15 protein-coding genes are annotated in these 15,700 nt (G+C 59.2%); 11 read left to right on the top strand and 4 right to left on the bottom strand.

Going from position 1 to position 15,700, the window contains the following annotated elements:
* Nucleotides 1-38 precede the first annotated feature (38 nt).
* Both ACYU7Z_RS12605 and ACYU7Z_RS12600 read right to left on the bottom strand, forming a co-directional pair.
* Nucleotides 39-539 carry a hypothetical protein gene (locus ACYU7Z_RS12605; protein ID WP_460570964.1) on the bottom strand — a complete coding sequence of 167 codons (501 nt, stop codon included), beginning with the start codon at nt 537-539 and terminating at the stop codon, nt 39-41.
* A 282-nt stretch (nt 540-821) separates the two neighbouring features.
* Complete coding sequence (locus tag ACYU7Z_RS12600) at nt 822-6,719, bottom strand: MBG domain-containing protein (RefSeq protein WP_460570963.1); 5,898 nt, start codon at nt 6,717-6,719, stop codon at nt 822-824.
* A 472-nt stretch (nt 6,720-7,191) separates the two neighbouring features.
* On the opposite strand from ACYU7Z_RS12600, the gene ACYU7Z_RS12595 reads away from it, so the two are divergent.
* Complete coding sequence (locus ACYU7Z_RS12595) at nt 7,192-7,380, top strand: hypothetical protein (protein WP_460570962.1); 189 nt, start codon at nt 7,192-7,194, stop codon at nt 7,378-7,380.
* A 2-nt stretch (nt 7,381-7,382) separates the two neighbouring features.
* Here ACYU7Z_RS12595 and ACYU7Z_RS12590 read toward each other — a convergent pair whose 3' ends face one another.
* Nucleotides 7,383-8,138, bottom strand: a complete 756-nt coding sequence (locus tag ACYU7Z_RS12590) for a DUF6089 family protein (RefSeq protein ID WP_460570960.1) — start codon at nt 8,136-8,138, stop codon at nt 7,383-7,385.
* Between the two features lie 167 nt (nt 8,139-8,305).
* Between ACYU7Z_RS12590 and ACYU7Z_RS12585 the strand changes: the two genes are divergently transcribed.
* Together ACYU7Z_RS12585 and ACYU7Z_RS12580 are read left to right on the top strand one after the other, a co-directional pair.
* The gene (locus tag ACYU7Z_RS12585; RefSeq protein WP_460570959.1) at nt 8,306-8,500 is read left to right on the top strand and encodes a hypothetical protein; all 195 of its coding nucleotides are present in this window, start codon (nt 8,306-8,308) and stop codon (nt 8,498-8,500) included.
* Between the two features lie 40 nt (nt 8,501-8,540).
* Nucleotides 8,541-8,738 (top strand): hypothetical protein, encoded by a 198-nt coding sequence (locus ACYU7Z_RS12580; RefSeq protein WP_460570958.1) that lies wholly within the window; start codon nt 8,541-8,543, stop codon nt 8,736-8,738.
* Nucleotides 8,739-8,741: 3 nt separating this feature from the next.
* On the opposite strand, the gene ACYU7Z_RS12575 is transcribed toward ACYU7Z_RS12580, so the two are convergent.
* Complete coding sequence (locus tag ACYU7Z_RS12575) at nt 8,742-9,554, bottom strand: hypothetical protein (protein WP_460570956.1); 813 nt, start codon at nt 9,552-9,554, stop codon at nt 8,742-8,744.
* Nucleotides 9,555-9,743: 189 nt separating this feature from the next.
* Here ACYU7Z_RS12575 and ACYU7Z_RS12570 point away from each other — a divergent pair, with 189 nt between their 5' ends.
* The 8 genes from ACYU7Z_RS12570 (at nt 9,744) to ACYU7Z_RS12535 (ending at nt 15,630) form a co-directional block, all read left to right on the top strand.
* The gene (locus tag ACYU7Z_RS12570; RefSeq protein ID WP_460570955.1) at nt 9,744-10,148 is read left to right on the top strand and encodes a hypothetical protein; all 405 of its coding nucleotides are present in this window, start codon (nt 9,744-9,746) and stop codon (nt 10,146-10,148) included.
* 84 nt (nt 10,149-10,232) lie between these two features.
* The gene (locus ACYU7Z_RS12565) at nt 10,233-10,793 is read left to right on the top strand and encodes a hypothetical protein (RefSeq protein ID WP_460570953.1); all 561 of its coding nucleotides are present in this window, start codon (nt 10,233-10,235) and stop codon (nt 10,791-10,793) included.
* A gap of 23 nt (nt 10,794-10,816) precedes the next feature.
* Nucleotides 10,817-11,494, top strand: coding sequence for a hypothetical protein (locus ACYU7Z_RS12560; RefSeq protein WP_460570952.1), 678 nt, complete (start codon nt 10,817-10,819; stop codon nt 11,492-11,494).
* Nucleotides 11,479-12,237, top strand: a complete 759-nt coding sequence (locus ACYU7Z_RS12555) for a sensor histidine kinase (protein WP_460570951.1) — start codon at nt 11,479-11,481, stop codon at nt 12,235-12,237. Before ACYU7Z_RS12560 ends, ACYU7Z_RS12555 begins: the two co-directional genes overlap by 16 nt.
* Nucleotides 12,234-12,881 carry a transcriptional regulator gene (locus ACYU7Z_RS12550; RefSeq protein WP_460570950.1) on the top strand — a complete coding sequence of 216 codons (648 nt, stop codon included), beginning with the start codon at nt 12,234-12,236 and terminating at the stop codon, nt 12,879-12,881. Before ACYU7Z_RS12555 ends, ACYU7Z_RS12550 begins: the two co-directional genes overlap by 4 nt.
* A gap of 348 nt (nt 12,882-13,229) precedes the next feature.
* Nucleotides 13,230-13,673 carry a VOC family protein gene (locus ACYU7Z_RS12545; protein ID WP_460570948.1) on the top strand — a complete coding sequence of 148 codons (444 nt, stop codon included), beginning with the start codon at nt 13,230-13,232 and terminating at the stop codon, nt 13,671-13,673.
* A gap of 226 nt (nt 13,674-13,899) precedes the next feature.
* The gene (locus ACYU7Z_RS12540; RefSeq protein WP_460570947.1) at nt 13,900-14,724 is read left to right on the top strand and encodes a cyclic nucleotide-binding domain-containing protein; all 825 of its coding nucleotides are present in this window, start codon (nt 13,900-13,902) and stop codon (nt 14,722-14,724) included.
* A gap of 96 nt (nt 14,725-14,820) precedes the next feature.
* On the top strand, nt 14,821-15,630 hold the full coding sequence (locus ACYU7Z_RS12535) for an aldo/keto reductase (protein ID WP_460570946.1): 810 nt from the start codon (nt 14,821-14,823) through the stop codon (nt 15,628-15,630).
* The last annotated feature ends 70 nt before the right edge of the window (nt 15,631-15,700 follow it).

The following is a 15,700-nucleotide window of genomic DNA, read 5'->3' as shown; positions in this document are numbered from 1 at the left end:
CTCCATGCTATAGGAGGAAGGGGATATAATTTATTTATCTATTCAAGGTATGTTTGAATCAACCGTCTTGAATCATTAAGGTAGGCCACCATCATTCCAGTGTAAGAACGAGCATTTCTTTCGTATTGTAGTCCATAAATCGATTGATAATGTTTTACCAAGTCAGTTTTGGGAATTAAGAACATAAGACCGCCACGGCCCCTTTTAATTGATTCTCGACACGCAAACGCAATCAAACAACCAGCAATATTGCCATATCGTTTTTTTGTTCCCACATGACTATTAGCTACTTCCAACAGAACAATTTCAATAGCGTTGGTTGCTTCTTCAGCATGGTCCTTATTACACATCATCGCTAGCACCTCTTTTGAGTTGACCAAAGTCACTCTATAAACCTCTTCACTTTTATAATTGCTCCACTTGAAGTGGGGAAACTCAGCTTTATTTTTCCTTACTTGTTGAAAATCGCCAGCTGATGCCGGCTCTATCATTGCATCTAAAGTAGTGCCGGACTCCAAGTCTTTTATCTTTGCTTTCATTCGCGCCAATTTGCCTAAAGGTACGACTTAAGTTTACGTTTTTTGTAAACTGTTTACAATTTTTGTAAACTTTTGATGCCTCTAACAAGTATATAGCTGGTTTCTTTTCCGCTACCCATAAATAATAAATTACCTAACATGTTGATTATCAATATCAGAGGGTCTCAGGTTCAAGTCCTGAAGGGGGAGCTGAAAAGCCGGCACTACGCCGGCTTTTTTCATGCCCGCCCGACAAAAAAAGGAGGCCTTTCGGCCTCCTAACCTGAAAAACCACCCTTTGTCTTATTCTTTGATCAGCTTTACCGTCACGCGCCGGCTGCCTTGGGTCAACTCGGCGATGTAGCTGCCGTGCGCATAGCTGCTGCCGGCTTCCACGGTGCTGCCTGGGGCCAGGCCCGTAAACTGCTGCACCAGGCGCCCGTTGATGTCGAAGATCCGGAGCAGGAGCGGCGTGCGGCTGTCGTCACTTTCGGCCAGCAGGCGGAACTGCCCGGCCGTACTGTTGGGATAAGCCTGCAGCCCGAAGCGCGATGCCGCAGGAGCTCCTTCGCTTAACGTAGCCTCACCAGTTGCCACCGTGCGAACGGTAGCGCCCGTAGTGCTCACGCTGAAGCCGCTCTTCACCAGGAGGTTGCCGCCACGGAGCCCCTTCTGCCCGTTTTTGTTGGCGAGCCACTCGCTCGAGTAGAGCACGTTGGCCAGCACACCCGGGTCGGCGGAGCCTTCCACCAGCACGATCGAGATCGAGTCCTGCGTGCCGGGGTCGCCGCGGTCGGTCATGTTCACGTAGAGCATCTTGTTACCGCCTTTCGGGATCGGCGCGGCGGGGTTGGTCACATCCGTGAGGTTGGCCTTGGAGGAGAACTGCGCCGTTTGCCGGCCGGGGTTGGACGCATTCACACCCAGCGACTGCAGCGAGTTGGCCTTGATCTGGTAGGTATGCAGGCCGTCGCTTTCCGTGCGGCGGAAGATGATGTTCATGTTGCCCTGCAGGTTCGCGCCCTTCTTGTTGTACTTCACGTTGAAGCCGAAGTTGGTGCGCGACGCGCTGTCCGAGCGATAGGTGCCCACCGACTTGTCGGGTACCACATGGCCACCACCGGTGATGAAGTCGCCCACCGGCTTGTACACCGTGATCACGGTGTTGTCGGCCGGGCTGTTGCGGATGTAATAGCCGTTATCCACCACGATGCCCACCGTTATCTCGCGGTCCGTTTCGGTGCTGCCGAGCGTTACGGGATAGTCAAACGAGGCGGTGCCGATCTTGCCGTCGGTGGCAACGAGCGTTACCGGCAGCCAGCCCGAAATATCGGCGCCGTTGTCGCGGTTAACAAACTTCACTTTGGCCTTGCAGATATCGCCCGCCGATGTATCGTAGGCCGCGTCGGCGGTCATCGCGGTGATGTCATAGAGCGTCGCGCGGAGCTTCACGGTGGCATTCACCGCCGTGGCGTTGGCCGTACCCATGATCTGGTCGCCGGTATATTCCGTGCGCGCATCTTCCTTGTCGATGCTGAAGCCGGCATCGGTCAGTGTGTTGTTCACCGATGTGAGGCCGTAGTTGGCACTCGGGCTGTTGAGCACGGCGCTGATGGTTTTATTACCAGGCGCCATCTGCCCGTTGAGGCCTTCCACCAGCTTCTTCGGCGGGAGCAGGGCTACCAGATCGGCGCCGTCGGTTGTGAGCGTGGCCGTACCCATCGTTTGGGAGCCAACAAGGAACGTAACGCTCGATGCCGCACCCGGTGCGCCACTCACCCTGGGCGCACCACCAACGATGCGTACGCGGAAGCTAAGCGTGTCGCTGTACTGGCGCCGTCCCGGTCCGGGCACACCGACATAGGTGCTGATACTTGCGGCGTTGATCGTCAGAAGAGCGCCGGTGTAGCTGAGGGTATAGTTGCTGTCGAGCGATACCGTACCCTGGCCAATGGCGTAGGTGCCCACATCCTCTCCCGGCGCGCGGGTAAGGCTGCCCCTGAAGGCATCGCTGAAGGCGAGCGAGCCCGCCGTGATGCCGAAGGTCAGTGCCGGGTCGGCGCTTCCATACGACTTGCTCTTTGCATTGGCCGTAATACCGATCGAACGTTTGTCGATGGTAAACAGTGCGCCGTTGAAGGTGATGGAGTAGTTCGCCGTATGATTGATACTGCCTTGCTTGATAAGCAGGCCGGTTTGCCGTATAGGATAACCGCCGATCGTCTCGCCGGCATCGCGGCTCAGGCTTCCGCTGAAGGCATCCCAGCTCGCGAGGCTTTGCGCGGCCCCCAGCGTATAGGCAAAGGAGGCCGGGTCCGCATTTCCGTAGGTCTTGTGCTGGCCCGCGGTTACGTTGAGCGTAAGCGGACGCTGGCCGATGCTGAAGTCAGCCCCTGCAAATGTTTCCTGGTAATTCGATCCGTAGGAATACGTACCCTGCGAGATGACATACGCGCCAACGTCCTCGCCTGCTGCGCGCGTCAGTGCGCCACTGGCGGCGTCGGTACCCACAATGCTGCCCGCCGTTACCCGCGCCGTGAGTGCCGGGTCTGCATTTCCATAGGTTTTGCCTGTTGCATCGGCGCTGAGGGTAATCGGGCGCCTGCCGATCGTAAGACTGTCGCGCACGAAAGTTTCCGCATAATTAGTCCCGTAGGAATACGTGCCCTTGCCGATCGCATAACGTCCCACGTTCTCACCAGGCGCGCGTTGCAGTGCGCCCGTAGCCGCGTCCGTACCAACGATCGTACCGCTTGTTACCTGCGCCGTGAGCGCCGGGTCGGGATCGCCGTAGGTCTTGCCTTTCGGGTCGGCCGTAATGGTGATGGAGCGTCGTCCTATTGTCAGGCTATCCCGCACATAGGTTTCCAGGTAATTGCTTCCATAAGTATAGGTTCCCTGCCCGATGGCGTAGCGGCCAACGTTCTCACCGGGAGCACGGCTCAGGGATCCGCTCGCGGCATCGGTACCCACAATGCTTCCGGAGGTTACCTGCGCGCTGAATGCCGGGTCAGGGTCGCCATAGGTTTTGTTTTTCGGATCGGCCTTGATCGTGATCGCGCGCTGGCTGATGGCAAACAGGGCGCCGGCAAAAGTTTCCGAATAGTTGTTGCCGTAGGTATAGCTGCCCTTGCTGATGGCATAATGGCCCGTATCCTCGCCGGCGGCGCGTGTCAACGTGCCCGTGAAAGCATCTGTGCCTACGATGCTGCCCGAAGTTACCTGTGCCGTCAACGATGGGTCTGCGTTTCCATAGGTCTTGCCTGTTGCGTCAGCGCTGATGGTAATCGGGCGCTTGCCGATCGTAAGGCTGTCGCGCACGAAGGTTTCCGCATAGTTGGCCCCGTAGGAATACGTGCCCTTGCTGATCGCATAGCGGCCAACGTTCTCACCGGGAGCACGGCTCAGGGATCCGCTCGCGGCATCGGTACCCACAATGCTTCCGGAGGTTACCTGCGCGCTGAATGCCGGGTCAGGATCGCCATAGGTTTTGTTTTTCGGATCGGCGGTAATGGTAATGGGCCGCTGGCCGATCGTGAAATCATTGCCGATGAAGGTTTCGTGGTAGTTGCTTCCGTAGGAATACGTACCCTGCGCAATGGCATACGTGCCGGCGCTCTCACCACCTACGCGCTGCAGGGCGCCGCTGGCGGCATCCGTTCCTACGATAGTTCCCGCTGTTACCTGCGCGGTGAGCGCCGGGTCGGCATTACCATAAGTCTTACCCGTCGCATCGGCTGTGATGGTTATGGCGCGCTGGCTGATCGCAAACAGGGCGCCGGTGAACGTCTCCGAATAATTGTTACCATACGTGTAGCTGCCCTTGCTGATGGCATAGTGGCCGGTATCCTCGCCGGCGGCGCGCGTCAGCGTGCCGGTGAAGGCATCGGTTCCTACGATATTTCCCGATGTCACCTGGGCTGTCAGCAGCGGGTCGCCGTCACCATAGATCTTGCCGCTGGCGTCGGCGGTAAGGGTGATGGATCGCCGCCCGATCGCGAGGCTGTCGCCAACGAATGTTTCAAGGTAATTGCCGCCGTAGGTATAGCTGCCCTGCCCGATGAAATAGCGACCCACATTTTCGCCCCCAGTTCGACTGAGCGTTCCGCTCGCCGCATCGGTCCCAACGATGCTGCCCATAGTTACCTGCGCCGTCAGCGCCGGGTCGGGGTCTCCGTAGGTTTTTGTTTTCGGATCTGCCGTAATGGTAATGGGCCGCGGGTTGATCGTGAGCAACGCACTTACAAATGTCTCCGCGTAGTTGCTTCCGTAGGAATACGTACCCTGCGTGATGCCATAGGTGCCGGCGCCCTCGCCCGGCGCGCGTCCGAGCGTGCCGGTATGCGTGTCGGTGCCTACAATGAGGCCCGATGTCACCTGCGCGCTGAAGGCCGGGTCGCCATCACCGTAGGTCTTGGATGCCGGATCGGCCGTGAGGGTAATGGGACGCGGTGCTACCGTGAGCACGGCGGCTTCGTTGGTCGTGGCGCTGCCGCAGCTGTTGGTCGCGGTGCAGCGGTACTTGCGCCCGCTGGCCGCAACGCCGGGTAAGCTGATCCGCAGGTTCGCCGTGCTCGTGCCGCTGTAGCCGCCGCCATTCGAGAGGTTGTTCCACGCCGAGATGTATTCCTGCCATTGGTAGGTGGGCGCGGGTGTGCCGCTGGCGCCGACTGTAAACGATGCGTTGCTGCCGTAGGTGATCGACTGAACGGCAGGCTGGCCGCTGATCGTCGGCGCTACGTTGAGGCTGATCGCCAGTGTGCGCGGGCTGCTGCTGCCGCAACTGTTGGAAGCAGACACCGCGATGCTACCACCGCTGCTGCCGAAGTTCACCGTGATGGAGTTGCCGCCGTCGCCTGTGGCGATGGTCGCACCGGCAGGAAGTGTCCAGGTGTAGCTGCTGGCGTTGGCTACCGCCGCAACGCTGTAGGCCACGCCGCTGGCGCCGCTGCAGGGCGTTGCGGTGCCGCTGATCGTTCCCGGAGTTGCCGGGGCCGCGGGCAGCGTTGCGTAAGTAATGGTACTGGAATAACCGCTGAAGCCTCCGCTGTTGCTGGCCCGCACCCGGTAGAAATACGTATTGCCGGCCGTCAGCCCGGTAACAGAAACGCTGGTCGCAGCGCCGACGGAAAGGTTATTGTAGCCGCTTACGATGAAGTTTGTATTGAAGTTGCTGTTCGTGGCCACGTCGAGGAAGTAGCCGGTAGCGCCGGCGGCTGCGCTCCAGCTGGCCGTAAAGCTGCTGCAGGCTGCTGCCGATCCGGCGGCTGCCACCGGCGCGGGCGGAGCTGTGGGCAGCGTGGCATAGGTAATTGTGCCCGAAGCCGTCGCCGACCCGCAGCTGTTGGCGGCACGCACCCGGTAGTAATACGTGGTATTGGCCGTGAGCCCCGTGATCGTGTAGGTGGTCACGTTGCCGACGTCGAAGGCATTGAAGGTTTTACCGCCCGCGGTTACAAACGAACCGAAGGAAGCATCCGTCGACAGGTCGAGCAGGTATTTCGTAGCATTGGCCGAGGCGCTCCAGTTCGCCGTGATGGCCGATGCCGTTGCGCCGCTCCCGGCCGCCGCCGTGCTGGCTACCGTCAGCGGGGTCACCAGCACATTGAGCGTTCGGCTGGCCGGCCCCGTACACAAGCTGGCATTGATACTGAAGGTAATGGTAGCCGTTCCGCTGAACGTCGGCGACCACGTAACAGTGGCGCTGCCATTGCTGAACGAAATGCTGTTGCCCGCACCCGAGACGGTCCAGTTAAAGCCGGATACATCACCGTACGTGACGCTGTAGTTATCCTGGCCGCTGCCCTGGCAGCGCGCGCTGGTTCCGCTGATAGCCGATAGGTTGCAGGAGGGCTGTGGCGCGTCGGTGAAAACAGCTTCCGCGTGGAGCCCCGACTGCAGGCCATCGGCAGTGGCAACGAGCGTGGCCCATTCGGCATCGCCATCAAGCGGTACGACCCAGTAGCTGACGAAACCACCGGCAGAATCGGCGGTAACGGTCCACGACTCGTGGTACTGCGGATCGGTTCCAAGCGAATCGGCGCTCGCGTGCAGCACGCGCAGCGTCACGTCCTCGCCGGCAGCAAAGCCACTGCCCGTTAATGTTACGGTTGCACCTGGCGGGTAGTCGGGAAGATCGGTGCTAAGGGTTTGCGCGGCGGCAGGCAGGAAGGCGGATAGCAGGAAGATCAATAATGTCAATAGACCTGGATGCAGCAGGGGGCATAGTTCGCCCGGGCAAGGCATGGCAATGCCCTCGGAGCGTAGCGGTGTTTTCATAACCGACGATTTTAGGTTAGCATATATGTCGGCCGGTCCCCTGCGCAGGTGCGTCGAGGATGGGAAGGTTCATTGTAGAAGCAAAATTGGAAGCGCACACTCTCTCAGTTTCAGGTTCACCGCTCGCCTGTAATGTGCGTTAAAGAAGCCACAAAGTTTGTTCCAGAGACCCGCGGCAGAGTGCTTGCGACCGACATCTTTTTTTCGTCAACCGGAAATAAAAAAACCCGGGCAGCGCCGGGGTCCTCTTCATTACCTAGGAAATGATCGGTGTGCGCCCTAATCGCGGCAAACCGGCGCGGGGCGTAGCTCTTCCGGCAGGAGCGCTTTTTTCGCAACCCGCCCCGACGGTGCTTATCCGGCCGCTCTGGAGAATATAGTCTACCTTACATCGATGTTCAAGGTCACCATTCAGTTCCAGACACCGCAAGACTTTTCGCGATTCCGCAGTATGGTGTCGGGGCAAGTGACGACCATCAATATCGGCAACCTCAGCATCACCTGCAATTGCACGCCCGAGCTCCTGGCGCATGCCATGAACGACTTTGGCGGAGTGGTGCTGCAGGAGTGGCCCGCCGACTAGCGTTACTGCCGCAATACCGGGCAGCCCGTATTTCTACTGCCGCGCCTTCCCAGCAAATTCCCGAGTCCGCCACCACCGAAGCGATAGCTCACGCCGATCGAATACGACTGGTAGTGATCGAAGCGCTGCGGGTTCCCTACCTCGCTGAAGCCGTCGAGGTAGTCGGTGTGCGAAAGCCGGTAGGCTGTTTCCGCGTACAGCGATAAGGCATTGCCGATGGGGTAGCGCAGGCCGGCACCCAGCGGCACCACGGGCACACCGCGTGCGGGGGTGCGGGCAAGATCGGTGGCGAGTCCGTCGGTAACGCGCTTGTCGTCGGCAAAGAAGGTAGTGTTGAAGTGGCTCGCATCGCGGCGCACGTTGACGAAGCTGTAGCCGATCCCACCGAATACATACGGCTGCAGCGCCCACCCGTTGTTGAGCCGGTATACGGCCAGCAGCGACACTTCCGTAAGCCCCGTGGAAAAGCTCAGGGCCCGCTCCTGCCGCCAGGCGGGCGATGTATAGCGGGCATCGTCGCCGTGCAGCGATCCCATGAAAAGGTTGGCGCGTACCGAAAGCCGGTCGGAAAGACTGTGCGCCGCCCAGAGCTGCAGCGCAGGGCGCGCCGTGCGGTACGATCCGGCTGGTGAAGGCGTGAGGTCGCCCTGGTAAATAAGGGCGCCGAGGCTGGCACCGGCCTCGAACCGGGCATCATCCTGGGCAGCAACGGCGCCGGCGGCGAGGAGCGCGCCGGCCAGCAGAAAGGAGCGGAACATAATCGGGTGTTTTCAGGTTATCGGGCGCCACTGTCCGGGACCACGCGTGCTGAGAACGAACGCGGTGCTGGCTGAAGTATACTGCCCGGGTCCGAAGAGGGGCAGCTGTCGGCGAAGCCCTCATTTCTGCCGGCGACCGCTGGCGCAGTTGTTGCTTTTCTGCCTTTATGAAACACGATGAAAAAGAAAAAAGCGCCCTCGCGCCCGATCCCGAAACGCTCCATACCACCGACCCCCAGGAGCATATGAAAGGCCCGCTCTCCTCTACGATGAACGACATCGGCGAGAATGTGGAAGAGAAAGGCGGAGAAACACCCGATACCCCGGACACGGGCCAGAAAATGGACGGCGACAGGCCCTGACCAACGCTCAAAATGGCGCAGTGTTTGGAGCGGAATAGGTATGAAAGAAGAAGAAAAAAATAAGAGCCGGTTCAGCCCGGACCCGGAAACGCTCCACAGTACTGACCCGCAAAAGCAGATGAAGGGACCCTTCTCCTCGGCCGTTCACAAGGTGAGCGATAAGGTTCGCAAAGACGACGAGGACGAGCCCGTACCCGATAAGGTAACGGCCAAGGATCCCGATACTTCGCGGTTCTAAGGATCATTGCTGGCCCGTTGACGACGGCGCACTCTGGAACAGGCTGAAGCCAATGCCGATGCCGATCCAGGGACGGCCGCGGTATACCCACTGCCGGCCTACCTCGCCTGCCATTATATCGATGCCGACAGAGGCGCCGAACTGGAAGCGGTCTACTTCGCCTACCAGGGCAAGTGAAGGACTCAGCGCGGCCTGGTTGCCCGCTGTTTTCACCTTGCCGTGCGTGCTGAGGCTGTCGACGCTTACGGAGGAAAGCCCGATACCGGCGAGTACGTTGAAGGCGACGTTCTTTCGCGTCTTACTCGAAAAGCGTCCGCCTGCCATGAGGCCGAGGTTGAAGTCGCTTTTGAAATCGAAGTAAACGGGATAGCCATCCGAAAGGGCCTTGGAACCCGGTCGCATTTTGATCAGGTTGGTCGAGGTATACACGACAAACCTTCCCCTGGGCTCTACAAGCTCAGCCCAGGACGTAAAGTTGCCGCGGCCGAGCAGGAAGTACCGTTCCGCTCCGTTGGCATCTACACTCAGCGTGCTGTTGCGGGTTTTGAACAGCGCCTCCTGCGCGGAGCCGCCGCGTACTTTCCATGTCGGTATATGGATCACGTAGTCGCCGGTTGTAGTGACGGCCACCACGTTGAATTCGGCGCTCATCGGCACAGTTGCCGTTGCCGCGTTTGCGACCGCCTTACCCGTTGCGTCCGTCTCGGGCAATGCCACTGCCTGCCGGAAGCGGTACCGCTGGTTGCCTGCCGTTACCTGTGCGGAGGCGATCATACATAGCATTGAAAACAGGAGAAACGCCATAAGCTTTTTCATACTGGTTGATTTTTTTCGTGTGTGTGTGTGCCGGAACAGCAACAGCGCAAAACTGCGAAGCGCGGGGCGCAGCGCTGCGGGTATATACCGCGGAGCAGGTACCGGGAATTTTCCCGCCGTACGCGGGGGAAAGTACCTGCCGCTACCGGCGTAACATTTCTGAATCTTGCCCGAAACAATCAACCAGCTATGGCAACAGAATACGTTCGCGGCATCGACGACGCCACGGCCCGCAAGGCGATCGACCAGTTCAAGATCAGGGCCGCCGGTTCGGACCTTATCTCGGGCTCGGGGGTAGCGTACCGCCTCAAAGACATCAGGAACTATTTCGAAAACATACTGCCCGAAATTCAGGAGCGCCACCTCGAAAAGATGGGCGGCAGCCTGCCTCCCGGCAAGGACTGGGGCATCAGCTATGAGTGGAAATACGGCGAATCCGCCAATGGCCGGACAGGTCTCAGCTTTTTTGTAGTTCCCGTGCTTATGGACGAGGCCGGTACCGTACTGGATTACTTCAGCAGCGATGCCTATCATCACCCAACCGGCAATGACCAGAACTACAACGTGTTCGACGAAGGCAACCTCTGGCCCTGAGCGGAAACGGCCTGCCGGTGATTATCCGCGGCGGTTTTTATTTCGAACAAACTTCTCGATATTGTAACAACCAAAATAGACTGTATGCAATCGAACCTCGAACAATCGCTCCGCAGCACCATCCGCCTGCAACGTATCGCCCTGACACTTTTTGCGCTTGGCCTGCTGGCGGTGCTGGTCCTGTGGCTCAATGGGAAAAAAGGCGCCGGAAGCTCGCTGCTCCATCCCGACTATGTGACCGGCATGGTCGATTCCGAATCCATTGCCGGGCGACAAGCCTTCCTGGAGATCGCAACAAATACCACGATGAAAGACAACCAGGGTGTAGCATACAGGCTAAGCGACATCCGCGAATACCTGGACTCGGGCAAATTCGACGAGATTCAAAACAAGCACCTCGAGCACATGAAGGATGGCGGTGTAAGCATCCCGGCCAATTGTGTATGGGCGCTCGGCTACGTCTGGAAGTATGGCAAGGGAGCCAACGGCAAGGAAGGACTTGGCTTCTTCGTGGTGCCCATGCTCACCGACACGAGCAGCGGTACGGTGCTTAATTATTTCGACCCGGCAAACGACAAGTATTATTTCCACCCGAAGAAAGGGGAGCTCAATACGATCTACGACGAAGGAAACCTGTTCCCGTAATTCTACTGTCCCGGCATCAACCTATGCACTACTTTCAAAACCTCGGCATCACCGAGTATTTCGAATGGGCCGCGTTCCTTGCTGGCCTGCTCCTCCTGCGCGGGCGGCCCGGCGAAGGCTGGCGCCCCTTTCTCCTTTACCTGGCGCTCGTGCTGCTCATAGAGGCGGGCGGGGGCTGGATGAAGGCGCGCTGGGGCGCCGCGCATCACTTGAATAACTATCCCTTCTACAACGGGCTTATCGCGGTGCAGGCCTTCTTTTTCTATTGGCTGTTCAACCGCGTTTTCGCGCACCAGAAAAATGCGCGGATGGTCAGCAGCATCTTCCTGGGCGGCTTCGCGCTGTTCTTCGGCAGCGAAGCCCTGACGCATCCTTTCTTCACATATTACCTGTTCAGCCGGATCCTGCTGGCCGCCATCCTGCTGTTTGCCAGTTGCTACTTCTTTCTCGACCTGCTTCGCAACAACATAACCGACTCGCCCCTGCGGGTTCCTTTTTTCTGGATCGTCACGGGACTCTTTTTTTTCTATCTTGGAACCATCCCGTTCCTGGCGTTCCGCAGCCAGATCGCGGCCTACCGGTCGGCCCACCCCGATAGCAACATTGGCTACATCGTTGTCGGCGCATCGGTGGTGTTGTACACCTGCTGGATCATCGCGTTTTTATGCAAGAGAAAGGAACCCCAATGGAAGCCATCCTGATCATCTCCGCCTTTCTGGGGCTGGTGGCTGTCTTCGTGATCCTGTACGTGCTTTATTTCAACCGCCGCAAGTCGACGATGCTCGCCGAGCAGCACGCGCTGCGCGCCGAGTTCCAGCAGGCGCTTCTGCTGGCGCAGGTGGAAGTGCAGGAGCAAACCTATCTCAACATCGGCAAGGAGCTGCACGACAATATCGGCCAGCTCCTGAGCACAGCCCGCATGCTGCTTGGTCTTACCGAGCGCTCGCTGCCGCAGCCACCCGAGCCGCTGCTGATGGCCAACAACACCCTCGCACAGGCCATCGGCGAATTGCGCTCCTTTTCCAAATCGCTCGACAAGCAATGGCTCGAGCAGTTTCACCTCGTTACGAACCTCGAGGCCGAGATCACGCGGATCAACGCGGGCCAGCATCTTTCGGCCCGGCTCGAAGTTCACTGTCCCGTAGACCTGCCGGCGGAGCAACAGATCCTCCTGTTCCGCATTGTGCAGGAAGCCTTGCAGAATGCCGTGAAGCATAGCGGTGCGCAGCAAATCCTGATGAGCATACACCGCAACACCACCCACTACGATATCGAGATCAGCGACAATGGCCGCGGCCTCCCGCCTCACACAAAGGGCAACGGCATGGGCCTCGCCAATATGAAGCACCGCACGGGCCTGCTCGGCGGCAGCATCGCCTGGCATCCCGCAACACCGCAAGGAACGCGCGTGCATATCAGCATCCCGCTAAACGAACCCGCATGAAAAAGACAAAGCTTATCCTCGTCGACGACCACCAGCTGTTTCTCAAATCGGTGAGCATGCTGCTCGAAAGCTTCCAGAACTACGAAGTGGTGCTCGAGGCCCACAACGGGCAGGACCTGCAGGCGAAGCTCGCGCAGCAGCCCCTGTCGGCCGACATCGCGCTGGTGGATGTGAACATGCCGCTTGTCGATGGCGTGCAGACCGTCAACTGGCTGCGTGAGAACTACCCGGCGATGCGGCTTGTGGCCCTGTCGATGAACGACGGCGAAAGCGCCATCATCGGGATGCTGAAGGGCGGCTGCTGTGCCTACCTGCCCAAGGACATTCATCCCACGGAGCTCGAGAAAGCGCTGCTCGAGGTGCGCACGAAAGGATACTATCATTCCGAAAGCCGCCCCGTTAACCTCGGCAAGCTGCTCCGCGAATCGGAGGACCGCAAGGGCCCCAGCCTCACGAAGCGCGAGCAGGAATTCCTGCAGCTGGCCTGCAGCGAGCTTACCTACAAGCAGATCGCTTCCGAGATGGGCCTCTCCGAGCGCACCGTCGATGGCTACCGCGAAGCGCTGTTTGAAAAGATGCAGGTGCAAAGCCGCGTCGGCCTTTGCCTCGAGGCGCTCCGCAAGGGCTTCGTGTCGCTGTCGTAGTCGTGAATCGGGATCGTCAATCGTCAATCGGGATCGTGAATCGTCAATCGTGAATCGTGAATGGCTGCTCCCTATACGGCAGGCTTTAGTTCTTCGAAGCCGGCCTTCTCTCCTCCTTCATTGCCATCCTTCTCCCTCCCCCTCATGTACTCATGTATTCATGTACTCATGTAATCATCCCTCCCCTCTCCCCTCATGTACTCATGTACTCAAGTAATCAAGTAATCTCCCTCCCCCCTCCCCACCTCTCTCCCTCTCCCCTCGTCGCATCCGCCCCTCTCTTTGTCGTCCTGCCCCTCTTCCGTTCGCAGCAGAAACTTCATCTTTGAAAACTAAATAACCATCGCCATGGCCAAAGTATCGATCTACCTCAACTTCCAGGGAAACACCGAGGAAGCCTTTCGTTTTTACAAGGACGTTTTCGGCACCGAGTTCTCCTCGCCTTTTATGTATATGCGCGACGTACCTCCGATGCCCGGCGGCCCCGAGATCCCCGAGAATGAAAAGAACGCGGTGATGCACGTGGCCCTGCCCATCCTGGGCGGCACCGAGATCATGGGCACCGATATGCTCGAATCGATGGGCCACAAGCTCAGGATCGGCAACAACACCACCATCAACCTCGAGCCCGACACACGCGCCGAAACCGAGCGGCTCTTCAAAGCCCTTTCCGCCGGCGGCTCCGATATTGCGCCGCTCGCCGACCAGTTCTGGGGCGCGTACTGGGGCTGCTGCCTCGACCGCTTCGGCATCCGCTGGATGTTTAACTGCTATGAGAAGGTGAGCAAGTGAGCGGGTGAGCAAGTGAGCGGTGAGCAAGTGAGCGGGTGAGCAGTGGGCGGTGAGCAGCACGACTCGTGAATCGTGAATCGTCAATCGTGAATAGAACTAAACCGGGCCATTCCGCAAGGAAGGTGAGTTGTAAGACAACAGTCCGGAGGTTCGGGAATGCATTCCCGGTTGCCGATTCCCGATTCCCGTCACGGTCCGCTGGCCCGCTTTTTTTGCGTCTCCGCACATGAACGCTGCTCTCCTCCGCCGCATCCCGCTGTTCGACTCTCTAAGCGATGCCGAGCTGGACGAGCTGGCCCAATACCTCCAGGCCGAGCACTGCGCGCCCCACCAGCCGATCTTCTGGATGCACGAGCAAAGCCGCTTCCTGTACCTGATCGGTGAAGGCGAGGTGCAGATCTTCTATACCGACGACAACGGCGCCGAGGTGCCGCTGGCGCGCCTGGGTCCCGGATCGTTTTTCGGCGAGCTCTCCCTCATCGATGGTGGCCCGCACTCCGCCAATGCCCGCAGCGCCACCGAGTGCACCCTATACCGGCTCGACCAGGACTCGTTCTACCGCTTTCTGGCATCGCACCCGCAGCTGGCCTTCACGCTGATGAAGGTGCTGTCGCTGCGCCTGCGTCGCGCCAGCCTGCAGCAGCGCGCCGTACCCAATCCCAACGAGCAGATCGGCGTCGGGCACTCGGGATTCCAGCGCAGCATCGATCGCCTCGCGCAGCTGTTCACCAGCAGTACTTTTATCATCGTATACGTGCTGTTTGTTGCCGGCTGGATCGTAGCGCAGTCCATCGAGTGGAGACGCCTTCACAGCGCGCCCGTGCACTACACCGACCAGCCGCCGACCTTTTTCTTCCTCGGCTTCATCATCACGCTTTTCTCCTCGCTGCTCACGGTGTTCATCCTCAACAGCCAGCGCCGCCAGGCCGAGAGCGACCGCATCCGCGCCGATATCGAATACCAGGTGAACCTGAAGGCGCAGAGCGAGATCCTGAAGCTGCAGCACAAGATGGACGAAGTGCTGGAGCGGCTGGGCAAGCAGGATAACTGAAGCAGCGCCGATCCCAACGTGTCGTCTCTTCTTTTAGAATCAGCGCAGGCATCGCGGGCTGCTGTTCCGCCCCCACCTTTGCCCAAACCCTTGTCCATGCTCCAGCGCACTATTCCTTCCTCGGGCGAATCGCTCCCCGCCATCGGTCTCGGCACCTGGCAAACGTTTGACAGCAGCAGCAATGACGGCTCCCTCATCGAGGTGCTGCAGGCCTTTCATGCAAGCGGCGGACGCCTGATCGATTCGTCGCCGATGTACGGCCGTGCCGAAGCGACGATCGGCCGCCTGACGGAGTCGATGCCGCAGCGCGAAGACTTCTTCTACGCGACGAAGGTCTGGACCACCGGCAGGCGCGAAGGCATCGCGCAGCTGGAACAATCTTTCGAAAGAATGGGCCGCCGTACGATGGACCTCGTGCAGATCCACAACCTCGTGGACTGGCAGACGCACCTGCCCACGTTGCGCAAATGGAAAGAGGAAGGCCGCATCCGCTACCTGGGCATCACGCATTACACCGATTCCAACCACGCCGACCTCGAGCGCGTGCTGCGGCAGGAGCGCTTCGACTTCGTGCAGTTCAACTACGCCCTCAACAACCGCCACGCCGAGGAGCGGCTCCTGCCCGCCGCCGCCGAACTGGGTGTTGGCACGATCATCAACCGGCCCTTTGGCGAAGGCGCGCTGCTGAAGCGGCTGCAGGGAAGGCCGCTTCCCGCCTGGGCGCAGGAAGCAGGCCTTACGAACTGGGCATCTTTCTGCCTCGCCTACATTCTCGCGCACCCTGCCGTTACCTGTGTGATTCCCGCCACCTCGAAGGCGGCGCACCTTAAGGAGTTCCTGGAAGCAGGCAACATCACCCTCGATCCTTCGCTGCTGCCGCGCATGACGCAGGAAGTAACGGGTTGACGTTCGCACAAAGGGCGCATCGCGCCCTTTGTCGCGCTGAGGAACGAAGCGCCTGTGTGTCCACCCCAAA

The sequence above is a fragment of the Flaviaestuariibacter terrae genome, assembly GCF_054777635.1.
The sequence above is the reverse complement of the archived record's forward strand: the minus strand, read 5'-3'. Positions and strand labels throughout refer to the sequence as shown.